This window comes from Delftia sp. JD2 (genome assembly GCF_001682645.1).
Taxonomy (GTDB): domain Bacteria; phylum Pseudomonadota; class Gammaproteobacteria; order Burkholderiales; family Burkholderiaceae_C; genus Comamonas; species Comamonas acidovorans.
The window spans coordinates 26,491-44,197 of record NZ_LFJT01000003.1; the positions used below are offsets into that span (position 1 = coordinate 26,491).

At 56.6% G+C, this 17,707-nt stretch carries 26 protein-coding genes; 20 read left to right on the forward strand and 6 right to left on the reverse strand.

Features of this window, described 5'->3' with window-relative positions:
• Nucleotides 1-58: 58 nt before the first annotated feature.
• The 18 genes from ACM14_RS02315 (at nucleotide 59) to ACM14_RS31215 (ending at nucleotide 11,428) form a co-directional block, all read left to right on the forward strand.
• On the forward strand, nucleotides 59-289 hold the full coding sequence (locus tag ACM14_RS02315) for a hypothetical protein (RefSeq protein WP_065345290.1): 231 nt from the start codon (nucleotides 59-61) through the stop codon (nucleotides 287-289).
• Nucleotides 290-304: 15 nt separating this feature from the next.
• Entirely contained in the window at nucleotides 305-565 is a 261-nt protein-coding gene (locus tag ACM14_RS02320) for a hypothetical protein (protein WP_065345156.1), read from the forward strand.
• A gap of 44 nt (nucleotides 566-609) precedes the next feature.
• Nucleotides 610-1,206: a hypothetical protein gene (locus ACM14_RS02325; protein ID WP_065345157.1), complete on the forward strand. Its 597-nt coding sequence runs from the start codon at nucleotides 610-612 to the stop codon at nucleotides 1,204-1,206.
• A 12-nt stretch (nucleotides 1,207-1,218) separates the two neighbouring features.
• Nucleotides 1,219-1,464: a hypothetical protein gene (locus ACM14_RS31190; protein ID WP_139093312.1), complete on the forward strand. Its 246-nt coding sequence runs from the start codon at nucleotides 1,219-1,221 to the stop codon at nucleotides 1,462-1,464.
• Nucleotide 1,465: 1 nt separating this feature from the next.
• Nucleotides 1,466-1,756 carry a hypothetical protein gene (locus ACM14_RS31195; RefSeq protein WP_139093313.1) on the forward strand — a complete coding sequence of 97 codons (291 nt, stop codon included), beginning with the start codon at nucleotides 1,466-1,468 and terminating at the stop codon, nucleotides 1,754-1,756.
• Between the two features lie 15 nt (nucleotides 1,757-1,771).
• Nucleotides 1,772-2,098: a DUF6283 family protein gene (locus ACM14_RS02330; RefSeq protein ID WP_065345158.1), complete on the forward strand. Its 327-nt coding sequence runs from the start codon at nucleotides 1,772-1,774 to the stop codon at nucleotides 2,096-2,098.
• Nucleotides 2,099-2,106: 8 nt separating this feature from the next.
• The gene (locus ACM14_RS31975) at nucleotides 2,107-2,253 is read left to right on the forward strand and encodes a hypothetical protein (RefSeq protein WP_175403224.1); all 147 of its coding nucleotides are present in this window, start codon (nucleotides 2,107-2,109) and stop codon (nucleotides 2,251-2,253) included.
• Between the two features lie 18 nt (nucleotides 2,254-2,271).
• Nucleotides 2,272-2,466 (forward strand): hypothetical protein, encoded by a 195-nt coding sequence (locus ACM14_RS31200; RefSeq protein ID WP_139093314.1) that lies wholly within the window; start codon nucleotides 2,272-2,274, stop codon nucleotides 2,464-2,466.
• A 439-nt stretch (nucleotides 2,467-2,905) separates the two neighbouring features.
• Nucleotides 2,906-3,538: a hypothetical protein gene (locus tag ACM14_RS02340; RefSeq protein ID WP_065345160.1), complete on the forward strand. Its 633-nt coding sequence runs from the start codon at nucleotides 2,906-2,908 to the stop codon at nucleotides 3,536-3,538.
• 18 nt (nucleotides 3,539-3,556) lie between these two features.
• On the forward strand, nucleotides 3,557-3,991 hold the full coding sequence (locus ACM14_RS02345) for an HD domain-containing protein (protein ID WP_065345161.1): 435 nt from the start codon (nucleotides 3,557-3,559) through the stop codon (nucleotides 3,989-3,991).
• 232 nt (nucleotides 3,992-4,223) lie between these two features.
• Entirely contained in the window at nucleotides 4,224-4,559 is a 336-nt protein-coding gene (locus tag ACM14_RS02350; protein WP_175403225.1) for a hypothetical protein, read from the forward strand.
• A 232-nt stretch (nucleotides 4,560-4,791) separates the two neighbouring features.
• A complete protein-coding gene (locus ACM14_RS31205) occupies nucleotides 4,792-5,031 on the forward strand; it encodes a hypothetical protein (protein ID WP_139093315.1) in 240 nt (79 codons plus the stop codon).
• A gap of 820 nt (nucleotides 5,032-5,851) precedes the next feature.
• Complete coding sequence (locus tag ACM14_RS31210) at nucleotides 5,852-6,340, forward strand: hypothetical protein (RefSeq protein WP_139093316.1); 489 nt, start codon at nucleotides 5,852-5,854, stop codon at nucleotides 6,338-6,340.
• 16 nt (nucleotides 6,341-6,356) lie between these two features.
• Nucleotides 6,357-6,575, forward strand: coding sequence for a hypothetical protein (locus ACM14_RS02365; protein WP_065345164.1), 219 nt, complete (start codon nucleotides 6,357-6,359; stop codon nucleotides 6,573-6,575).
• Between the two features lie 2,375 nt (nucleotides 6,576-8,950).
• Nucleotides 8,951-9,232: a hypothetical protein gene (locus ACM14_RS02370; RefSeq protein ID WP_065345165.1), complete on the forward strand. Its 282-nt coding sequence runs from the start codon at nucleotides 8,951-8,953 to the stop codon at nucleotides 9,230-9,232.
• A 363-nt stretch (nucleotides 9,233-9,595) separates the two neighbouring features.
• Nucleotides 9,596-10,018 (forward strand): type I-C CRISPR-associated protein Cas8c/Csd1, encoded by a 423-nt coding sequence (locus ACM14_RS32230; protein WP_217491949.1) that lies wholly within the window; start codon nucleotides 9,596-9,598, stop codon nucleotides 10,016-10,018.
• Nucleotides 10,019-10,180: 162 nt separating this feature from the next.
• On the forward strand, nucleotides 10,181-10,621 hold the full coding sequence (locus tag ACM14_RS02385; RefSeq protein ID WP_065345167.1) for a hypothetical protein: 441 nt from the start codon (nucleotides 10,181-10,183) through the stop codon (nucleotides 10,619-10,621).
• Between the two features lie 171 nt (nucleotides 10,622-10,792).
• On the forward strand, nucleotides 10,793-11,428 hold the full coding sequence (locus ACM14_RS31215) for a hypothetical protein (RefSeq protein ID WP_139093317.1): 636 nt from the start codon (nucleotides 10,793-10,795) through the stop codon (nucleotides 11,426-11,428).
• A gap of 1,721 nt (nucleotides 11,429-13,149) precedes the next feature.
• On the opposite strand, the gene ACM14_RS02400 is transcribed toward ACM14_RS31215, so the two are convergent.
• The 6 genes from ACM14_RS02400 to ACM14_RS02410 form a co-directional block, all read right to left on the reverse strand.
• Nucleotides 13,150-13,668, reverse strand: a complete 519-nt coding sequence (locus ACM14_RS02400; protein ID WP_065345170.1) for a hypothetical protein — start codon at nucleotides 13,666-13,668, stop codon at nucleotides 13,150-13,152.
• A 224-nt stretch (nucleotides 13,669-13,892) separates the two neighbouring features.
• Nucleotides 13,893-14,219 (reverse strand): DUF6283 family protein, encoded by a 327-nt coding sequence (locus ACM14_RS31220; protein WP_139093318.1) that lies wholly within the window; start codon nucleotides 14,217-14,219, stop codon nucleotides 13,893-13,895.
• 9 nt (nucleotides 14,220-14,228) lie between these two features.
• Nucleotides 14,229-14,675, reverse strand: a complete 447-nt coding sequence (locus tag ACM14_RS31225) for a hypothetical protein (RefSeq protein ID WP_139093319.1) — start codon at nucleotides 14,673-14,675, stop codon at nucleotides 14,229-14,231.
• A gap of 16 nt (nucleotides 14,676-14,691) precedes the next feature.
• Nucleotides 14,692-15,171 (reverse strand): hypothetical protein, encoded by a 480-nt coding sequence (locus tag ACM14_RS02405; protein WP_139093320.1) that lies wholly within the window; start codon nucleotides 15,169-15,171, stop codon nucleotides 14,692-14,694.
• Nucleotides 15,172-15,194: 23 nt separating this feature from the next.
• A complete protein-coding gene (locus ACM14_RS31230) occupies nucleotides 15,195-15,587 on the reverse strand; it encodes a hypothetical protein (protein ID WP_139093321.1) in 393 nt (130 codons plus the stop codon).
• Between the two features lie 140 nt (nucleotides 15,588-15,727).
• Nucleotides 15,728-16,213, reverse strand: coding sequence for a hypothetical protein (locus ACM14_RS02410; RefSeq protein ID WP_065345172.1), 486 nt, complete (start codon nucleotides 16,211-16,213; stop codon nucleotides 15,728-15,730).
• An 84-nt stretch (nucleotides 16,214-16,297) separates the two neighbouring features.
• Here ACM14_RS02410 and ACM14_RS02415 point away from each other — a divergent pair, with 84 nt between their 5' ends.
• Both ACM14_RS02415 and ACM14_RS02420 read left to right on the forward strand, forming a co-directional pair.
• Nucleotides 16,298-16,927: a phospholipase D-like domain-containing protein gene (locus tag ACM14_RS02415; RefSeq protein ID WP_065345173.1), complete on the forward strand. Its 630-nt coding sequence runs from the start codon at nucleotides 16,298-16,300 to the stop codon at nucleotides 16,925-16,927.
• A 402-nt stretch (nucleotides 16,928-17,329) separates the two neighbouring features.
• On the forward strand, nucleotides 17,330-17,635 hold the full coding sequence (locus ACM14_RS02420) for an H-NS family nucleoid-associated regulatory protein (protein WP_065345174.1): 306 nt from the start codon (nucleotides 17,330-17,332) through the stop codon (nucleotides 17,633-17,635).
• The last annotated feature ends 72 nt before the right edge of the window (nucleotides 17,636-17,707 follow it).

Genomic DNA, 17,707 nt, shown 5'->3' on the forward strand with positions numbered 1-17,707 from the left:
CTTGACGAAGGGTACAAGTACCCTAATAATGGAGGCATTCAACAGAGCCAGGAACGCCATGAACGCACAGCGCCGCAAAGAGATAGAAGAAGTGCTCAACGAGCTCGCTGATTTGCGGAGCCGCGTTGATGCGCTGCATGGAGAGGAACAGGATGCCTATGACAACATGCCTGAAGGTCTGAAGGCATCCGAACGGGGTCAAGCAAGCGAGGCTGCGGCTTCTTCGCTGGATGACGCTTTGACAGCCTTTGACGATATCGAATCCTCGCTGAACGACGCGATGGCCTAAAAGGCAGGTGCGACCATGGCAAAGACGAAAACTCGCCCCTCCGAAACCCTTCGCCGTTTAGGCGGGTGGGCAGGCGGTTCCATCGGTCAGGCTGAATCCCTGGCTGGCATCAACGTGCAGTCGGAAGCAGAGCGCAAGGCGCTTTGGGATCAGTTCAAGCACTTGTACTCAGGCGACTCGCAAGTCTTGATTGATGCGGTGGTCGATCATTGCGCCGCCATCACCCTGGGGCGTGTCCATCGCGGTGAGCTGTCACTGCTGGGCACTCGGACTTGAAGCGGAAGCACACAATGCAAACATACCCTGTCGCAGGCCCCAGCATGTTGGACCCTATATGGTTCAACACGGTGCGGTATGGCCAGCACGCGGCTGAGGTCGCAGTAGATGGGAGCCTGACCGTCGCGGGTGTCAGACTTCGGTTGTGCAACGCTACCCTGGATGCCGGCACGGCCGTCAATGTGTGGCTCAACGGCTTGGGCTACTTTGTCTGCGCCACATGTGACGAGATAGAGCGCGAGGCGCAAGCTTGGCGTGATGCCCAGGCGGCGAAGGCCGAGGATAGACGGCGAAAGCTCAACTCGCTCCGCGCTGAGGCCGAAGCCTTTAATGCGCGGATGGAGCTGCCGGTGCGCTGGGATGTGGGGATCAAGGATGTGCTTTCCGGCCTCTCTGAGACCTCCTGGGGCGATGGCCGAAGCAAAGCAACCGTGGAACATGTCTACCTGCTTGAGGACCTGGAGGTGGGCCGTTTGAAGCGCCGAGCCGGCGACCTCCTGTGCACCACGGCCAGCGGCACGAACGGCAAGCGCTGGTCATCCACTGTGGCGCAAGGCCTTGATGGCGACGGCACACTTTTTCAGCCCAAGGTCACGTGCAAAGCCTGCCTGGCCCACGCCAAGCGTTGGATGAAGACTTAGTTCGAGAAAGCCATGACTGCGCCCACCATCCGCCAGATGCGTGCTCGAATGAACAGTGGTCACCGTCAAGTCTTAGAGGCGGTGCGTGATGGCCGCAAGCTTGTCGCGGCGCGGATCAGCGACGCCAACGGTCTGATGACATGCCGCGCAACGCTGATCGGCTGGGGGGCAATCGAAGACGATCGTCTGACCGACGTTGGGCGGGATCTGCTTGCACTACAAGCGGCAAAACCTATCGAGGGACAAAGCTATGCCTAGTATGAAAAAAACGACTGAAGCGTTCCCGCCTCGAATCCTGAAACTCTTGAAAGAGGTTGCTGATCGGAGAGGCACCGCGACGAGTGGGCCTTGGGAAGACGAACAGGGAGAGCCTCTGCAAGATGACGCTGAAGCGGCGTTGAATTGGATCAATGCCCAAGCCGAATTGGTTAAGCTGGCCGAGCGAGTTGCTGGGCTTCACGCTTCGGCTGGCGAGATAGGTGCTGGAGTGCTGGCCCAGCTTGTTCAACAGGCAAATGCGGCTCTGGCTGAGCGACGCTTTGCAAACTGAAGGGATTCCAAGAACGTGCCCATCACCAAACGGCCCTGTGCCAACTGCCCTTTCCGTTGCGACGGTGCGGGCATCGAGCTGAACCCTGGTCGGTTGGAGGGCATCGTGTCCCATCTGCTGGCTGACGACCAGCAGACCTTCGTGTGCCACAAGACGCTGGAGAAAGAGCGCATGACTTGCGCAGGAGCCGTTGCCCTCATGTCCAAGCTGGGACGCTTGCCGGTAATAGCGCGACTGGGCTTGGCCTATGGCGTCATTACTGAGGACGACATTGTGGCCAGTGCCGCGATGGTGATCGAACCGAGCACCTTGACGCTGTCATCGCAGGACGCCACAAACTGAACGGAAAAATGAACCTGAGGCCTCTACTGACAGTTGCATTCGTCGGCGGCATTCTGCTGGCCGCGTATGCCTATGGCGAAGGCCATAACAAGACCGCCATGGCAAGCATGGCCATTACGCTGGCGAGTGTGCTTCGCATCAAGCCAATGAACTGAAGACGAAGGAGAGCAGACATGCACCACGAGTTGAAATCGGCAGGCGTTGATCAAGTTCAGCGGGCCCTCAGTGCAGGTGGATCAGTGGTGGCGATGCCAACCTCGTTTTACAGCGGTGGATTCACCTACACCCATGTGCTGACGACGAAGAGCGGTACGCAATATCGCGTCAGCAAGCAAGTCATGCGCGCCGTGGGCCCGTCAACAAGGTGAAGGAAAGACGATCTTGGCTTCGTACCGTTGTTTCGCATGCGATCGCGTGATCCGTCGGCCGACCCCGTTCTTGGCTGACACAAGAGATGACCAAGTGGTCCATGTCGGCCCCGAGTGTCTACGCAAGATCGAGGCGGCGGGCGACGCTGGTTACCAGCCGCCTGCTGGTGGGCCTCGTCTTTACCCGGTCTCGGCCTGTCCCCGGAGATGCAGTCGCGCATCGGCCGAACAGCTTGAACATCAGAGGAAAAAGGATGGCAAAAAAGCTCACCAAGGCGGCGCAGAAGCTGCTTGACGAGGCTGGCTGCAGTGAGATCGCTGATGACTAGGTGGTGCTCGGTTAAACCGATCTGCGAATCCTTTTGCCAGACGCTGCAGTCGAGGATCTGAACCAACAGGCCCGCGAACAGGCCGATTTGAACAAGTGAAGGAAATCAAAATGCCACCCTCGATCGACGCCTCACCACAACTTGCACAGCTGGCCTCCAAGATCGCCCAGGCCCGCGCAAAGGCGACCGAGGTGAAGTCGGAGCTAAAGAAGGCTGAGCGCCGCGCCGACCGTGCCGCCGATGTCGTAGCCACACTGCAGGAGGCCTACGACCACGAGCGGCTGCGCCTGTGGGGCGCCAAGCCAGATGTGGCCGCGCTGTTGGAGTCGGGAGGCAGTATGGCCTTCCACTATGCCGGCGAAGCACTGGCGGGAGCCTGCGGCCTTGGATGGGGCATGAAGTGGGCGGATACCAATCAGACGGTGCTGCATGTTCGCCTGAATCGCGGAGAGCTCGGCGCGGTCCAGCGCAGCAAGGCGGCGGTGCTCCACTTTGCTCCGTTCATTAAGCCCAAGAAAGGGTATGTCCGCTTTGGCGTCCAGCACCACGAGAGCAGTGAATTTGCCGTCGAGCTGCGCTATTCGCTCAAGACCGGCGCAGCGCAAGTTGACCGTCTGCACCTTGGCCATAAAGCCGGCGTGCAGTCTTTCAAGACCTTAGACGCTGCGCTGGCTCACATCCAGGAGAACCACTGGCTCGAAGACTTTATTGAAATGCCTGGCGCGACCGTGCTGCTCGGCTAACACTATGGAATTAGACGCATGGATTTGATTGAGGTGTACCAACTAGCTTGCCGTTTGCACACGGGCCAGGTGGACAAGTCGGGGCGCCCCTACATCGAGCACCTGTCGAGGGTATTTCTTCGCGTCCAAGCGGCGGGAGGCGACCTCACCCAGCAGATCGCCTCACTGCTTCATGACGCAATCGAAGACGGCAAGGTGAGCGCCGAGCAACTGCTGTGGCTTGGCTTGCCGTCAGATGCGGTTGAGCTGGTGGTGATACTTACGAAGCGCAAGGGGCAGCGCTATGAGGATTACCTGGGCGGTGTGAAACGCAGTCCGGCGGCACTTGTGGTGAAGCTGGCCGACTTGGACGACAACAGTGATCCCGAGCGTCTTGCGGCTCTGCCAGAGGCAGTAGCGCAGCGTTTGCGGATGAAGTACGACCGAGCCAGGCAGTTCTTGGCGGCGGCGTGAAAGGAACGGAACTTGGCCCTTCTCGACCCCGACGAGTTGCACATTCTGAGGCGAGAGCTTCAGCGTCCGGAGCTGCGTGTGTACACGGCAGTGGTCTTGGCTAGCCGCGATCTTGACAATGGAGATATTCCTGGAGCCTTGGCTAGGTTGCGTGTCGATGCAGACAAGCTACGCAGCCACGAAACTCGAATTACACAGCTGCTACGAGAAGCAAGTGAAGTTAGGACAAACCGTGCGTAAATTCAATCTGAAGCGTGAGTCGTTGGATACGATCACGGAACTTGAAGTTGCCTTTGGAACCACCAAGCTCCTGCCGCCTTTCGACGTGGTGCCAAGTGAGTTCAAGCGCGGAAACGACTACACGAAGTTGCTGGACCACTTGTTTTCTGGCCAGCCATTACCGCAAGGGGACATCGTGTTTCGTGAAGGCTTCGACGATGCGGATGCGCCGGCACTCCTGAACCGCGTGGTGATGGCTCATCTGCGCTCGTTCGAGCCCAAACACGAACACAAAATCGCGGGTCTCGGCTACCTCATCAGCCAGGCATGCGAAGTCAGTTTCATCTAAAGAAAAACCATGATCGTCGCCAGACCCGTAAGCGATGACGAGCCGGCTTTGCTTAGTGGACACGAGCACTGCACGCTTCGTTTTTTCACAGTGCCTGGCGTCCATGAGCTGGCGACCCTCCAGCTTCCCCAGGAGGCTGGACGCTAAATGCTCTCGACGAAGTCGTTCTGCCCACTGTTGAACCCGGGGAAGCGTTGCTAGGAACCCAATGGGTCGAGAGTTCTGAGATCTGATGACCAAGGAAATCAAAGCAGTGAAAAAATCCGTACGTGACTTTACGTCTACTGACAATAAGGTGAAGCTCGCTTGTGTTGGGGCTACGGCAATTGCGTTCTCCTACATTTTCCTTTTTGTCCAAGGAGCAGGCCCTGCTTTTTTCGCTTTGGCTTGGCTTGGAATGATTCTCTGCGCTCCCTTCTGCTATGACGGGCTTGCCTTTTTGCTCAAAAAAAAGGAAATCGGACCAATATGAAAACCGGGCACTGTCTGGCCTAAAATGGAAGCAGGAAATGAATTGGAGTGACGCGTCTATCTCAGAGAAAGCCATTCGGTTGGTTGCCATAGCGATAGGAACCATCTTCCTGCGGTACCAAATATCCCTCGATGAGGGTACCGTCTTTGATGTTTTCCTTATGATTTCAGCGTGGTGCCTACTTCTGGCTGGGATGTTTCTATTCCGTGCAAAAAAACAATTTTGGCCTGTCCTGATAGGTATAGGGGGCTGCTTTGTAGCAATAATCTCGGCCATCTGAGATAAAGAAATGCATCCATGAAACGCAATCGATCCCATTGTCGTCTCGTCGAAGACTTGGAGCGCGCTGTTCATCGTGCAGTAAAATCCGCATGCTAGCTTGCACTAGCTAGGCTCACATGAACCCAAGGAGAGAAATAGTGGAATTGTCAGTATTTGGGCTTTTTACGGTTTTATCTGGTATGGCGATGGATCGGGGAAACTCCTGGACTGCGGTAGCGTGCCTGAGTGTCGCGTTGCTATCCTTAGCATTGGCCGCAATCGAGCGATTTCGAAGCAGCCGTAAATGACTGCAGTTAGAATTGAGGTAGAAGCCGTTTACAGTTGCTCGGGAGGCACTCCTTCGACTTTGATCGCCTATATATAGAACCCGTTATGGATTAAATGGCTTGGCAGAGGTGCTTTGAATTTGCAAAGGGCCTCGCTGCAGGGTTGCACAGTCGCCTTAAGGAATAGAAGAGGGGGTTGAGCGCTCCAGCCACCACGGGCTGAGGTACGCAGAGACCCCTGGATTTAACCAACTTCACGAGGTAAACATTCAATGAGGCTGACCGTTAAACAGCTCGCGGCGTTGCATGAGGCAGATAAGGACAAGATCTTTCAACTCCCCGAGCGTCGTAGACATAGTCCTGGAGTATTGGCCACGCTCGTTAGGGCTGGGCTCCTAGAAGCAACGTCTGTGGGTGTGATCTGGAATATCACGGATGCCGGCCGAGCCAAGCTAGCTTGCCTTCGATCAGAGACGGGAAATCCATCCGTTGTGCCCCGCACGTCCACAACCGTTGCAGCGCTTGAACAGACAGAGTGGGCCAAACAGTTCAAGGTCGATTCCCCCGTCAGCTATAAGGCAGCGCTCCAATACGCTCTCCAAGACGAGCTTTCAGTGTTCATCGAGCGCTCGTTCGAGACCGGTGATCCTGTATGGGCTGTGCGGGTCTTTGATGATCCTGAATTCTGGATGGAGGCGAAGCCCACGAAGGTACAGGCAATAGAGTTGTGCCGAGAAATGGGTTGGAAAATCGTGGAATGAGCGATTGGAGGGAGAAATGACGGCATCGGACATTTTTAGTCGCGTGGCACACTGGTATTGCAGCGGGTTGCCTGAGTTAGGCCTGACCACTGCGGAGCGGGATGAGGTAATCGAGAGCGCTCAATGCTCGTACTTGGCTGAGCATGTTGCAAGTACGGAAGATGAGTTGCGCGCCATGGATGATTGTTCGCTGGTTGCCGCGCATTATTCGGCCATGGTCGATGCTTCGCGGTGAAGAGAGATTTTCATAGACAAACAGATCGGGAAAGCACGGCGGGCGCCTGCGTCCCAATGGAGACTATATGTTGATAACCCGCAGAATTAAAGAATTTACTGTTTACGCGGTGGCATTTGTTGTTGTGGCAACTTTTTTATACTGGATCGAGATGCCAAATGGTCCGATTGTGTCAACGTTAAGACCTTTGGGCAGGGTGTTGGAGGTGAAGGGTTGTAATTCAGGAAAGTATTCATTAAATTGCACCGTGCGCACTTCTACGCACATATGGGTGACGGATATCACCGATTGGCCTGGTAACGTTATCCAAATTGGTGATGAACTTGCTTACCGATTTGACGAAACAAAGAGCGCGCAGGAGCAATGGGTATGCAGGAATGGTGTATGCAGGCAGAAGTCTAGGTCCTACTGTTGGAATTGGTCGCCATGCGCTAAGCCTATAGCTTAATTCTGCTTCTCGTTGGTGAGAAGCAACTCCCTCAAGGGAAAGTCGATTGCGCCAGTGTTGCTGGATATGTGATCGTGGGCCTAAGAAGATCAGCCTGGATGGTTGTATATGCGGCGCCAGAAATTCAGGAATTACAGCAAATGTGGGGGCAAGAATATCTTGATGAAGGTACGAGTTGTCATTAGCGCGGAGATTGACCTTTCTGAAATCTATAGCTTGTGCACGCCAGTAGATGGACGGAAGTGTCTTGCAGCTATCCGTGAGTATGTCGCTTTTCAAATAAGTATGCGAGCTGGCCCGGACGGCGGATGGCTGTATCCAGAGTGCGAAATGATAGTACAATACCTAATTGATAAGGGCCTCGCGACACACCGAGGCGGTGTTGCCGTGGGATAGCATTTATCCTTGTCCGAGGTGCCGCGTTGGTGTCAGAGGTTAGGTCTCCGTTCGATGCAGCAAGTTCGGAGCAAAACAGATAGGACATATGGGTATGAACATAGTATTTTGTATATTTGCTTTGCTGTCTTGGTTTGCTGGAACCGCACAGTTCTTGACGAATAATCCTCTGGCCGGTGCGGGAGGGTTTATTGCCTCCGGGCTGTTCGCAATCGCTTGGGCTATCTACGCAAAGAAGTAGTACGAAGAAGGTGCACCATGCGTTTCAGAATGTCTGAGGAGCCTTAAAAGTGTCGAGGGGCAGCGCTGCGATGAGAAACATAGACCTCGTAACCCCGCTTGAGCCATTGAACCCGCTTCACTATGACGAGGATCGAGTGATGATTGGACATCCAGTAGACCCCATGGAGCAATCATCCGACGGAGTATTTTGGTGCCGTGTCTGTGGTGGTCACCCAGAGGACCCTATTCATCAGTCAGGATTTCTAGCTTAAGGGAGTGTGATCCGATTATGGTTAAGCAAAGCAGGACTGACCGATTGTTGAGGCTATCGGAGGGCCGCTGCCCAATCCACGGGATACCAATGGTGCAAATGGGCCTTAAAGGTTCGCTCTTCGTCGCTCTTTGTCCGCGAAGGGACTGCGGTATTTCCGGTACTGCGTCGGTGTCTCATGGGCCTGTGACGCTGGATCAAGAGCATCAAGAGTGGCTCAATTAGGCTGCTTTATCGCGCTATCTATAAGCCCGCTGTCGATGAGGTGGCGGGTTTTTTTGCTTTTATGGGCAGAGAGGGACGTGACGTGCTCCCGTCGTTGAGCTGGCCGACACGCGGCCAGCGCTAGCCTGGATGACCGTGGGCACGGCCAGGCTTGCGCTGGCGCGAATAGGAGTCTGATAGCTTCATCCGGCCGGGTAGCCGCGGCGCCAATGGTTTTTGATTCGCTGAACCTATAGATGTACCCGGCCGCTGGCCAGGGCGTGGGGGATCGCCCCAGGCAAGCACTGGTTGCGGCACGTGGATGGCTGCCCACTCGCTGGAGGAGATCCCTGGGTTGCCCGATGCGGATCGATGCATTTGTGTGCGGCATTAGGACTGCTGCAACTGACCGAGGGTTGCCTCATTTTCTACCACTGGGCAGTCTAGGGAGGAGCTACTGTGGCCTGGGTAGGCAGCGGCCATGGCAATGCGATCGGGCGTGTCGTGCTGGCGCTGCGCATTGTTCCTGACTCCTCCGCGCGATGCACATCATGACCAGGTACGAAGTCTCTCTGGGGAAGCCCTGGCCGTACGGGGCGCTCCGCTGCGCGGAGGGGTGTGGCCACGGCAGGGCTCGCAGCCGCGTGTTGTGCTTTTTCTATTCGGGTCTTGCACAAGGTTGGCTAAGTGAGCCACGGAAACCCTACGCGAGCGTTGTGGGGCGAAGCCGAGCCTTGCGTCGAGTCGATGGTTGCATGTTTTTCATGTTGTACCTATTATTAGGTACATAGCAGGGCCAACCGGGCTGGCGAAATGCCAAGAAAGGGCAACTTCATGCAGGTACTCCTCCAGACCAATGCCGCCGACCTTCAGCCCGTTGAGCTCATGGGCCACTGCGCCTCCAACCCGCAAGCCGCCGTACTGCTCGGCGTCCACCGAGCCTCCGACTACAAGGGCGGCACCTACGAGGTGCACAGTGTCTACATCGGCTTCTTGCGCAACAAAACAGTTGGTCGCAAGCACAGCCAGTACTACGAATGGTTTATGGGCGACGCTGGCTGCACTTTCCCCACGCGCGTTGAAGCGGAAGCTCATGCCGCAAAGCTGATTGCCTAAGATGCAGATCGTCCACGCAATTAACACGTACGGCGCGGAGGCTGTCTATGTGGCAGCGCACCGCCACATGGGTGGGGATGCGCGCGGAGGCCTCGCCACTGTGGGGCTGCCGCCGCGCACAATGGGCGACGTTTGGCGCGCAATGAGCGCCGCATACGCTGCGCTTGGCAGTGCTGCGCGTGCCCTGGATTGCGCACAGGCTACGGCAGCATTGGAGACCATGTGAGAGTTGAGACTGCAGACAAGCTGAGCGACATGTACGTACTGGGTCAAATAGCCCGAGTCGTGTACGCAGCCAATGAGCGCGGAGTACCCCCCAACGTCCTCACCATGTTGCTATCGCGGCCGAGTGTGGGGCTTGGCATGATGCTTCAATCACCCGAGGCACGCACAGCACTTGATGAGCGGCGGGACGCGTATGACGAACGCCTGCGGTCGTTGGTTGACCGCTTGCCGGCATCGTTGCCCGACTCCGTTCGGCTTGAGGAGCAAGGGCCTTTCTGGCTAGGCTGGTACCACACGCCGCCATGGCCCATCAAAAGGGACATACATGGCCTGCGCGAAGCTGGTGAGGCGCTTTTTGGCCATCAGTGGCAGACGGCCCTGGCAGGCGCTCTTGGTCTGTCGGACGCGCGCAGGGTGCGCCAGTGGTTGTCTGGTGAGCGTCGTATCCCCGATGGAATCTGGGGCGACGTCAAGCGGCTGCTCAAGGAGCGGGCGAACAAAGCCGTCGCGGTATCGGAGGGCCTGGACACCGCACCAGCCAGCGCCGATGCCAAACGATGAGTCTGATCCTGGTGCAACTTTTGGCCCAGGAGCGTACACGGCATGCATACATGCTCCTGGATTGGATCAGACGATCCCAGGAGGGTTGGGTCGCACAGCTGCAGCAGTGCCGGCTTCGAGGTTGAAACTGCAGGGCGCCGTTTGCGCCATAGAAGGAATGCGATGCAATTGAAGGCAGAACGGGCAATGATTGCCCTCGTAAGCTATCTCCATGGGTTGCGTGATGGGGGCGTAGAGCTGGGCCATGACAGCTTTGCATTCCCTCAGTTCTTGGACGAAGCGATCGAGGACGTGATGACTGAGGCGGCGCAGACGGATGAGAACGCGCCTGATCCGGGTCGTGATCCGTTCGAGCGGTGGGGCAAGTGGCACAGGGCGGCGAATATCTTGACGGTTGCGTTGGATCGTGTGTCGAAACAGATGACGCAGGGCTATGAGTACCCGGAGGGATTGCCCAGGAGTGACGGGCTGCATGAGGCGCTGATGGGCGCGATGCGTAGACACAAGCGCTGGGAAGTGCAACCCGATTGCTATTCGGGTGGCGCTTATGGCGAAGCCCGGGGTGGTGGTCTCGATGCTGGCCCAGATGTGCCACAGCGCTAGGGTAGTGCTTACAGGCAAGGCCGCATGACTCGGGGCTCTTCACCTTTTCCTCGGAATCACCCGCTGTTTCTTCACGTCATGGTAGGCGGGCGTCCCTGGAGTCCGAGAGGCACTTATCGCATCACGCGGGTCTACTTTGGGCCTTCGCATATCAGGGGCGGTGATTGGTGGATGTTGTCTAGTGATGTGAAGAGACAAGGTCCATCCCAATTTCCCGAGCTGACAGATGATCAGCTCCTCTTTTTTCCTGCAGGTTACTGGGATGTTGATCTGCAGGAATGGGTGCTGGACCCTCGCTTCCCCGCGCAGCTGGCACGCGGATGGGATCAGCAGGCGTATTCCGCGTTCATGTCGGTTGCATTGGAGAGACGAACCTTCGCTCCTATGCGTCCGCCCAAGGAGGTGCCTACGCGTGACGGCTTTGTGATGGAAGCAGGGCTGGAAGTGATGTTTGTGGGTGGCAAGGTGCTGCATCGACATCACTGGGACACCACCAAGCTGCTCGGCCGCAGGATGATCGCTTGGCATCGATTTGGCGCTTGGGATTTTCGCCGCTCTCCCTGGCGAAGTTATGGCGATGACTACATCAAGGTGCTGGAGCATGGCCCGCACGCGGCGCCGCTCGCTTGGTGTGTGATCCCTGAAGAGGAAAAGCAGCCTTTTCTTATCGAGGGGCGCAATTTTGTGTGCGACTTCAGTTCGCTTTACATCGAAGACCCAACGGTCTCATTGATGACGATTGACGGGCGCAGATTGTCACCAGTTTGCCCGCCTGTTCCCGAATGCGAACAACCTATGCCCGCATGACCCGTTTGCTCCACGTCGCTCCCACCGACCTGCGGCTGGTGCGTCGGCGCGGCGGACGTTCAGGCGATAGCAGCTGGTGGCCCTTAGTAGGTGCGGGCGCCAGCCCCATCTTGAATTTTCCAGGGGGCGCGAGGCATGCGCCGGCACGATTTTTGAGGGTCCGTCTGGGCGGAGCGTCTCGCTGGTGCACGCTGAAGTGCGCGGCCGGGGAGCTGGCGCTACCTGGCCACGACACCCGATGCGCTGAGATCCGGACTCGGCTCGCCAGCAGCGCCACTGTTTCGGAGCGTGGCGCAATCTCCTGTGACGACCGCTCGGTCAGCTGGGCGAGCCGCCGCTGCTGATTCTGTAGACCCTGCTGACGACTTTGAAGTGGTGGGCCCGGGTGAGGTTGAGCATACTCAGGTCGAGCCAGTAGCTGAACACTTGATGGTGGCGCTGGTCGCCGCAAGGTAGCTGCAGCTGGTAGACGGCGGCAGCGCGGGCCGCGCTTCGTTCTGGTGGGTAAAGGGAGCGGCGAGGCCAACGCCAGAGCCATCCCGAGGCAGGGTACGCCGAGCGGTGCGGAAGAGTTACACCGCCCATGGTGGGGATGAGGCTCGCTCGATGCTCTACTGGCAAGCGTGCTGCACGCGGCTCAGCGCAGCAGATGCGGCTTCGTCTGAGCCTGGCTGACCGGACCTTCTGGCGTTGCGCGCAGGGATGGCCACGTGGTGTGCGGAGGCGATGGGTGCACCCTGTGCATCAAGTGCCGATGTTGCTGGAGGAGACTCGCGCTGGTGGCTTGGGCGAAGTTTTGGTGAGTGCGCACGGGTCGCGCTTGACTGGGGCCCTGGCCGTGTGCGCTGCAGTGCCAGATCATTGGCTTGGCAACTGGACATATCGGAACAGGGACTAGGGAAGTAGGCCAAAGCAGGCCTCGGCACGCAGATGTGCTGGCGCTAGATGAGGTCGTAGTCCAAGGTGGTCTTATGCGCGCGAATGGCGCGATATTGGGCCAGCTGAAGCTGGCCGATGGCGGCCGCAGCTCCGGGTTGACTGCACAGGACGTGCCTGGCTTCCAGCGCCGAGCGCAGGTGCGCTCCCCTCAGCAACGCTGCCTGAAAAGAAAAGGGCTGAACGGCGGCAACCGTCAGCCCTTCGGCGAAGCACCTGCGGCGGCAACCGCACAAGCTTCTTGATCTAGACCCTTAGACAGAATGAAATCACGGACGCGATTATATGGTAGCCACGCGCTATACGCAAGGCACGCTGAGTGCGCGTGGCCATCGATGGCTTGCTAAACACTCACACCGGCGCCTGGCCCAGCACCTGCAAATCAAGCTGGCGCATCAGAATACACCCGCTCATATTCCACCCCTTCGCAAAATTATTGCCTATCTTGGCTGCCGTTTAAGAAGGCGCATCAGCCGAATAGTTAGAGGATCTAAGGCTACATGCGCGCACACTGCAAATGCCCACAGGGGAACGAGCCAGCGATATATTGGATAAAACATCGTTTGCATTGTTTCAATCCGGTCATCGGGCGGCTGCGTCCAGATCAGCCAACTCAGTGTGCAGGAGCTGGCGAATACAGCTAGGACCACGCATCCGTGAATCAGCTGAACACGGCGGTACTTTGTCATTGTAAAAATAATCATTTCTAGTCATGGCCGTCCGCAATATTTCATTGAGGAAGGTCTCTGCTAACGCATGCTAACAGCACTTTGACATCGGTTAAATTAGAATAAAAGACCGCCGATCATTACGCCAGCGAGAAATGGCATGGCCCCACTGGCAGGGCCTCGCGGCGCCGAACTTTCTGCAATCTTCAACTTTTGCGCATATGCCTCCACCGCGCGTTCAAGTTCATATATTCGTATTGCCAAGGCCTCGTGTCCCAAAGCCACCTCTGTGACCCCCGCCTTTGTGAGGATGTCGGATAGTTGATCCGCGCGGGCCTGATTTTTCTCTTGCTCGGCCTCTCTTTTGTCGAGCTCGGCTGTTAGGCGGACGAATTCAGACCGTGTCACAGGGCGAACTGAATCAGCTAGAAGTGATTTGACGTGTTCTAGCAAAGCATCTTTCCCTTTGTGTCTATGAAGATATTTTTGGACCAAGTCTTCAATGTAGACCCAATCAGCTTTCGGCTCATAACCTGCCTCAGCCAGTAGCTTTTGCGCGCTCTGGGACATCGCCACCTTCTCGACGGACGTAGCGCCCGTATCAACCGGCTTGATTTTATTAAAAGCACTCGTCATATCTAGTTTCCTTGGTCGTCAACAGCTTTGGCTGAAGACCCGCTCTGTTCCTGAAATGCATGCTCGTGGCCGACGCCGAGCGGAGAGACTGCATCCAAAGACGCCACATGTAGAGGCCCTCGGGCTGCAGGCCGATGTTTTACGGGGACGATGAACCGTGTTGCGAACTGCATCTGAGCGATCAAGAAAAGCTGCACAGCGCTCCGTCCAGGCTTGGCTGGTTTTCAGCTTGTGCAGTCGGTCGATGGTAGAGCCAAATCGCTGGGCTCTATCACCATTCCGGCGCTGGCCTCAATGTCCGCCTGGGAGATGACATCAAGGGCCAAGCCGATGCGCGCAATCACTGGCAAACGGCCCAGCTTGAACATTAGGCCTACTGCTCCTGCGCAGGTCATACGGTCCTTGTCCAAGGTTTTGTGACAAACAAATGTTTTACTGTCGTCGGACAGCAGGTCGGATACTATGCTCTCAATCCGTCCGGTGTGCAGCTCAATGCCGGCACCATCACATCGGAATGGGCAGTTTGCACAGGGACGCTTGGCTATCGGCATGATCTTCCTTCAAGAGCCTGCGCTCATTTCTGCCGAGGCGACCATGTGAGGAAGCCCGATGAAGCGGCGAGGGCCGAGTACCAAAAGATTGAGGCCTGCGCAGGTCAGTGTGCACGCCCAATAGATGGCCGTCAGAGTGTTCGTCGCCTCATCGATCGCCTGTTGAATTGAGACGGGCTTGAACTGTGACGCGAGACGAGTAGGGGGAACCACGTTGCCATCGAACACGACAGCTTCTTGCACACTAGCCACAAGTACCGTGCCAGGCGGCGCGGACCGAAACGCCTCATCGCCCCATTGGAATGCGCTTGAAACGGCATCACGGATGGGCGTGCCGCCAGCCAAACCGGCAATAAATAATGCGCTTCCCAAGGCAATGGATGGCCACACCACAAACACTTCAAATACGCGTTTTAAAACGTTTTTCCCCCAGCGTAAATGATCTACTGTTCGCATAAAGCTTCGACCCCCACTACTTTGATTGAAGCTCACACCGAAGACGATATAGCGTAATGATACAGAGGACCATTGGAAGAGCGACAACCGCGATCCATGCAAATGCCTCTATCAAGCCAAATGCCGTAGTGGTCAGGTTTGCATCCATTTCTGCGAGACGTGAGGGTCCCTGGTCCGGAAGCGCTGGCAAGCTAGTAATGGCAATCGCCATTGCCCCGGCTGTCAGAAGCAACAGACCTACGATTTTGGCTGCAACAAAAAATATTTTCATCAGGCGCTCTCTAGGCCCTTCTCGCAGGAGAAGCGTCAGCAGGACGGCTAAAATACTAGCCGCTGCCCCGCACGCCAAGGCCCAAGTCGGGAGCGCGAATGCCTGGATGCCGTAGTGCACAATAGCCACGACTGCTGCGAGTGCGGCCATTATGACGGGAAGCATTGTCCATGCACCCCATATTAGAAGTGCACCGATAGAAATTGCCTTTGCCTGGTTCTTCATGGTGATGTCTTCTCCCCTCTCGCTCACTCTCGTTCACCATACGCTCTGCGCATTTCGTTGCTACGCTCGACAGACTCTTCTGATGGGTAGGAGCCGTTGCAGCAAACAACGGCTATTGCCAAGAGCACAATTCCAAAAGGAAGGAAGCACAATGCGCGCATCCAAAATGGAAGCCCGATGAATGTGACTTGCCATGCATGGATGTCATATTCACCGGTATAAGCCTCAAGCAGAAAGTGTCCCAATGGGCCGATCAGCCATGCCATAAGCGCCGTCGCGACAATCAGTGCTGGGACAGCAAAACTCATCACTTGAAGAGCTTCCTGCCACCACCGTCTGCGCGCGTCACTCAACGTGTCCATTGCCATATTGCATTCCTTTTCTCTAGGCCATCCTTCATCGGTGTCGATGTGCATGGCGCACCGCGCTGCGCTTGCGCCTATCGACACGGTCACGACCGGAGGTGCAGAATCCAGCTACCCTAGCAGGGCTAGGCTCGCAAAGTTTGCTCCCTCGCAGTGTCGCAGCCGATCTCTAGCTGAGAGCCGCTACGCGATCAGGGCTGTGTAGGCGCGCCGGTTTTGATTTCTCGTGCCGCCGTACGGGCCGTCAGCTCGGGGTACTTTGTCAGGTTAGCAGGCCACTTGATCTTGAGGCTGTCTGCATAGAAGACCCTGTACGTGTCGCCCACGATGAAATTCATTTTCTTCGTGTATTCGATGGGGGGAAGCACTGCGACGTTCCCATCAGGCTTCTTGAGGTGAAATTGGTAGCTGTACACAGCACCGGAGCTAACAAGCGATGCTGCATTGATTACAGCACCCACACCGCCCAAAACGCCATGCGTCGGCAGCGCCTGACCAGCAAGGTCAACAACGTCGGATGTGGTCTTCGACTCAACGGCCTGCACTAGTACGCCTTCGTGCCACTCGGTCACTTGGGGCGAACCAATGTAGATCTGAGCCAAATCCGACTGACTTGCCTTTGTGCCGCAACCAGCCAGGGCGACTGCGACGATGGCGGGGAGGAGGAAGCGATGCATGTGATCTCCAATAAAAAGTGTCTTTGTGTAATTGTATCATCAATTATTTGAGTTAAGATAATTGCATCAATTAATTCCAATTCTATGATCAATTATCGAATTGTCTCCAAAGCTGCGCTCGCGATTACCGCGACCGCGTTCGTCACATTGGCTGCGGGCTTCGACGGTGCAGATCTGCGCAGTGCTGTAGGGCGGGTGGCTCGCTCGATCGTAGACTCCCCGGTCAGGGTCCCTTCTGCGGGGACTGTCGAAATAGCGTTCAGCCCGAAGGGGGGCGCAGAAGGCCTTGTTGTACGGGTGATCGATGCCGCCCAAGTTGATATCAAGGTGCTGGCATATGCATTCACCTCGGCCCGCGTCACCCAAGCCCTGCTCCGCGCGAGAAAGCGAGGTGTATCTGTCGCGCTGGTGGTGGATGAGAACCACAATCTGTCTCGGGAGTCGGATGGACGGGCTCGCGCCGCCTTGAGCGCCTTGAGCACCGCTGGCGCTGATGTACGCGTGGTGTCGGCGTTTGCAATCCACCATGACAAGCTGATCTTGTCGGATAGCAAACATGTGCAGACCGGCAGCTTCAACTACACGGTGTCGGCAGAGACCCGCAACAGCGAGTACGTGACAGTGAACTGGGACAACCCAGCGCTAGCCGAGGCATTCCTCCCGCATTTCAAGAGAAATCAATCTCTTGCTACGCAATTTGCCACTAAATACTGATTGGCAAGAATTGGCAGTAGTTGCTGCACGGCTTCGCGATCCAATTTGCGTTGATACAGTAGCAGCCGGATTCACGGCGGGGGTACGATGCCCCCGTCGTTTGTGCACCGCTTTGGTGCTGGCGGTCCATCAAGACTTCTTGGCGATTACAGGCTACGCGTGTTGCAGGGATGCTGATTGCAGGCGGCGACACGGGATGTGACCACTCAGTCTCACAGCTCGCGAGGGTGAGAAAGTGTGGGCATCGGGTTTGCCTTGGCTCGGATGCGATTGGGCAAGGATGGTTTGCAAGAAATTGCAATTGAGGCGATAAGGAAATTTGCAAATACATCGCCCACGGATTGATTTTTTGCGTGATAATTCAACGGTTACTAACCGATTTGATGTCAGGAGAAATACAGCATGAGCATGAGCTACAAGGAACTGCTGCAACAGCGCCAAGCGCTGGAAGCCCAGATCGCAGCCGCGCGCCAGAATGAAGTGTCCGGCGCGGTTAAGGAAATTCGCGACCTGGTGGCCGAGTTTGGCCTGACCGCCCAAGACATCTTCCCGTCCGGTCGCCGTGGTCGCGCCGCCTCGACTGGGGCAGGTAGCGTCGGCGTCCCCAAGTACCGCGACCCCGCCACTGGCGCGACTTGGACGGGCCGGGGCAAGCCCCCGAACTGGATCAATGGAAAGGACCGCGATCAGTTCTTGATCGAAGCCTAAAAAGCCAACTGCTTAGCGAAACCCGGCACCGTGCTCATGGCACTGCCGGGTTTTTGTTTGCTGTTGCGACTA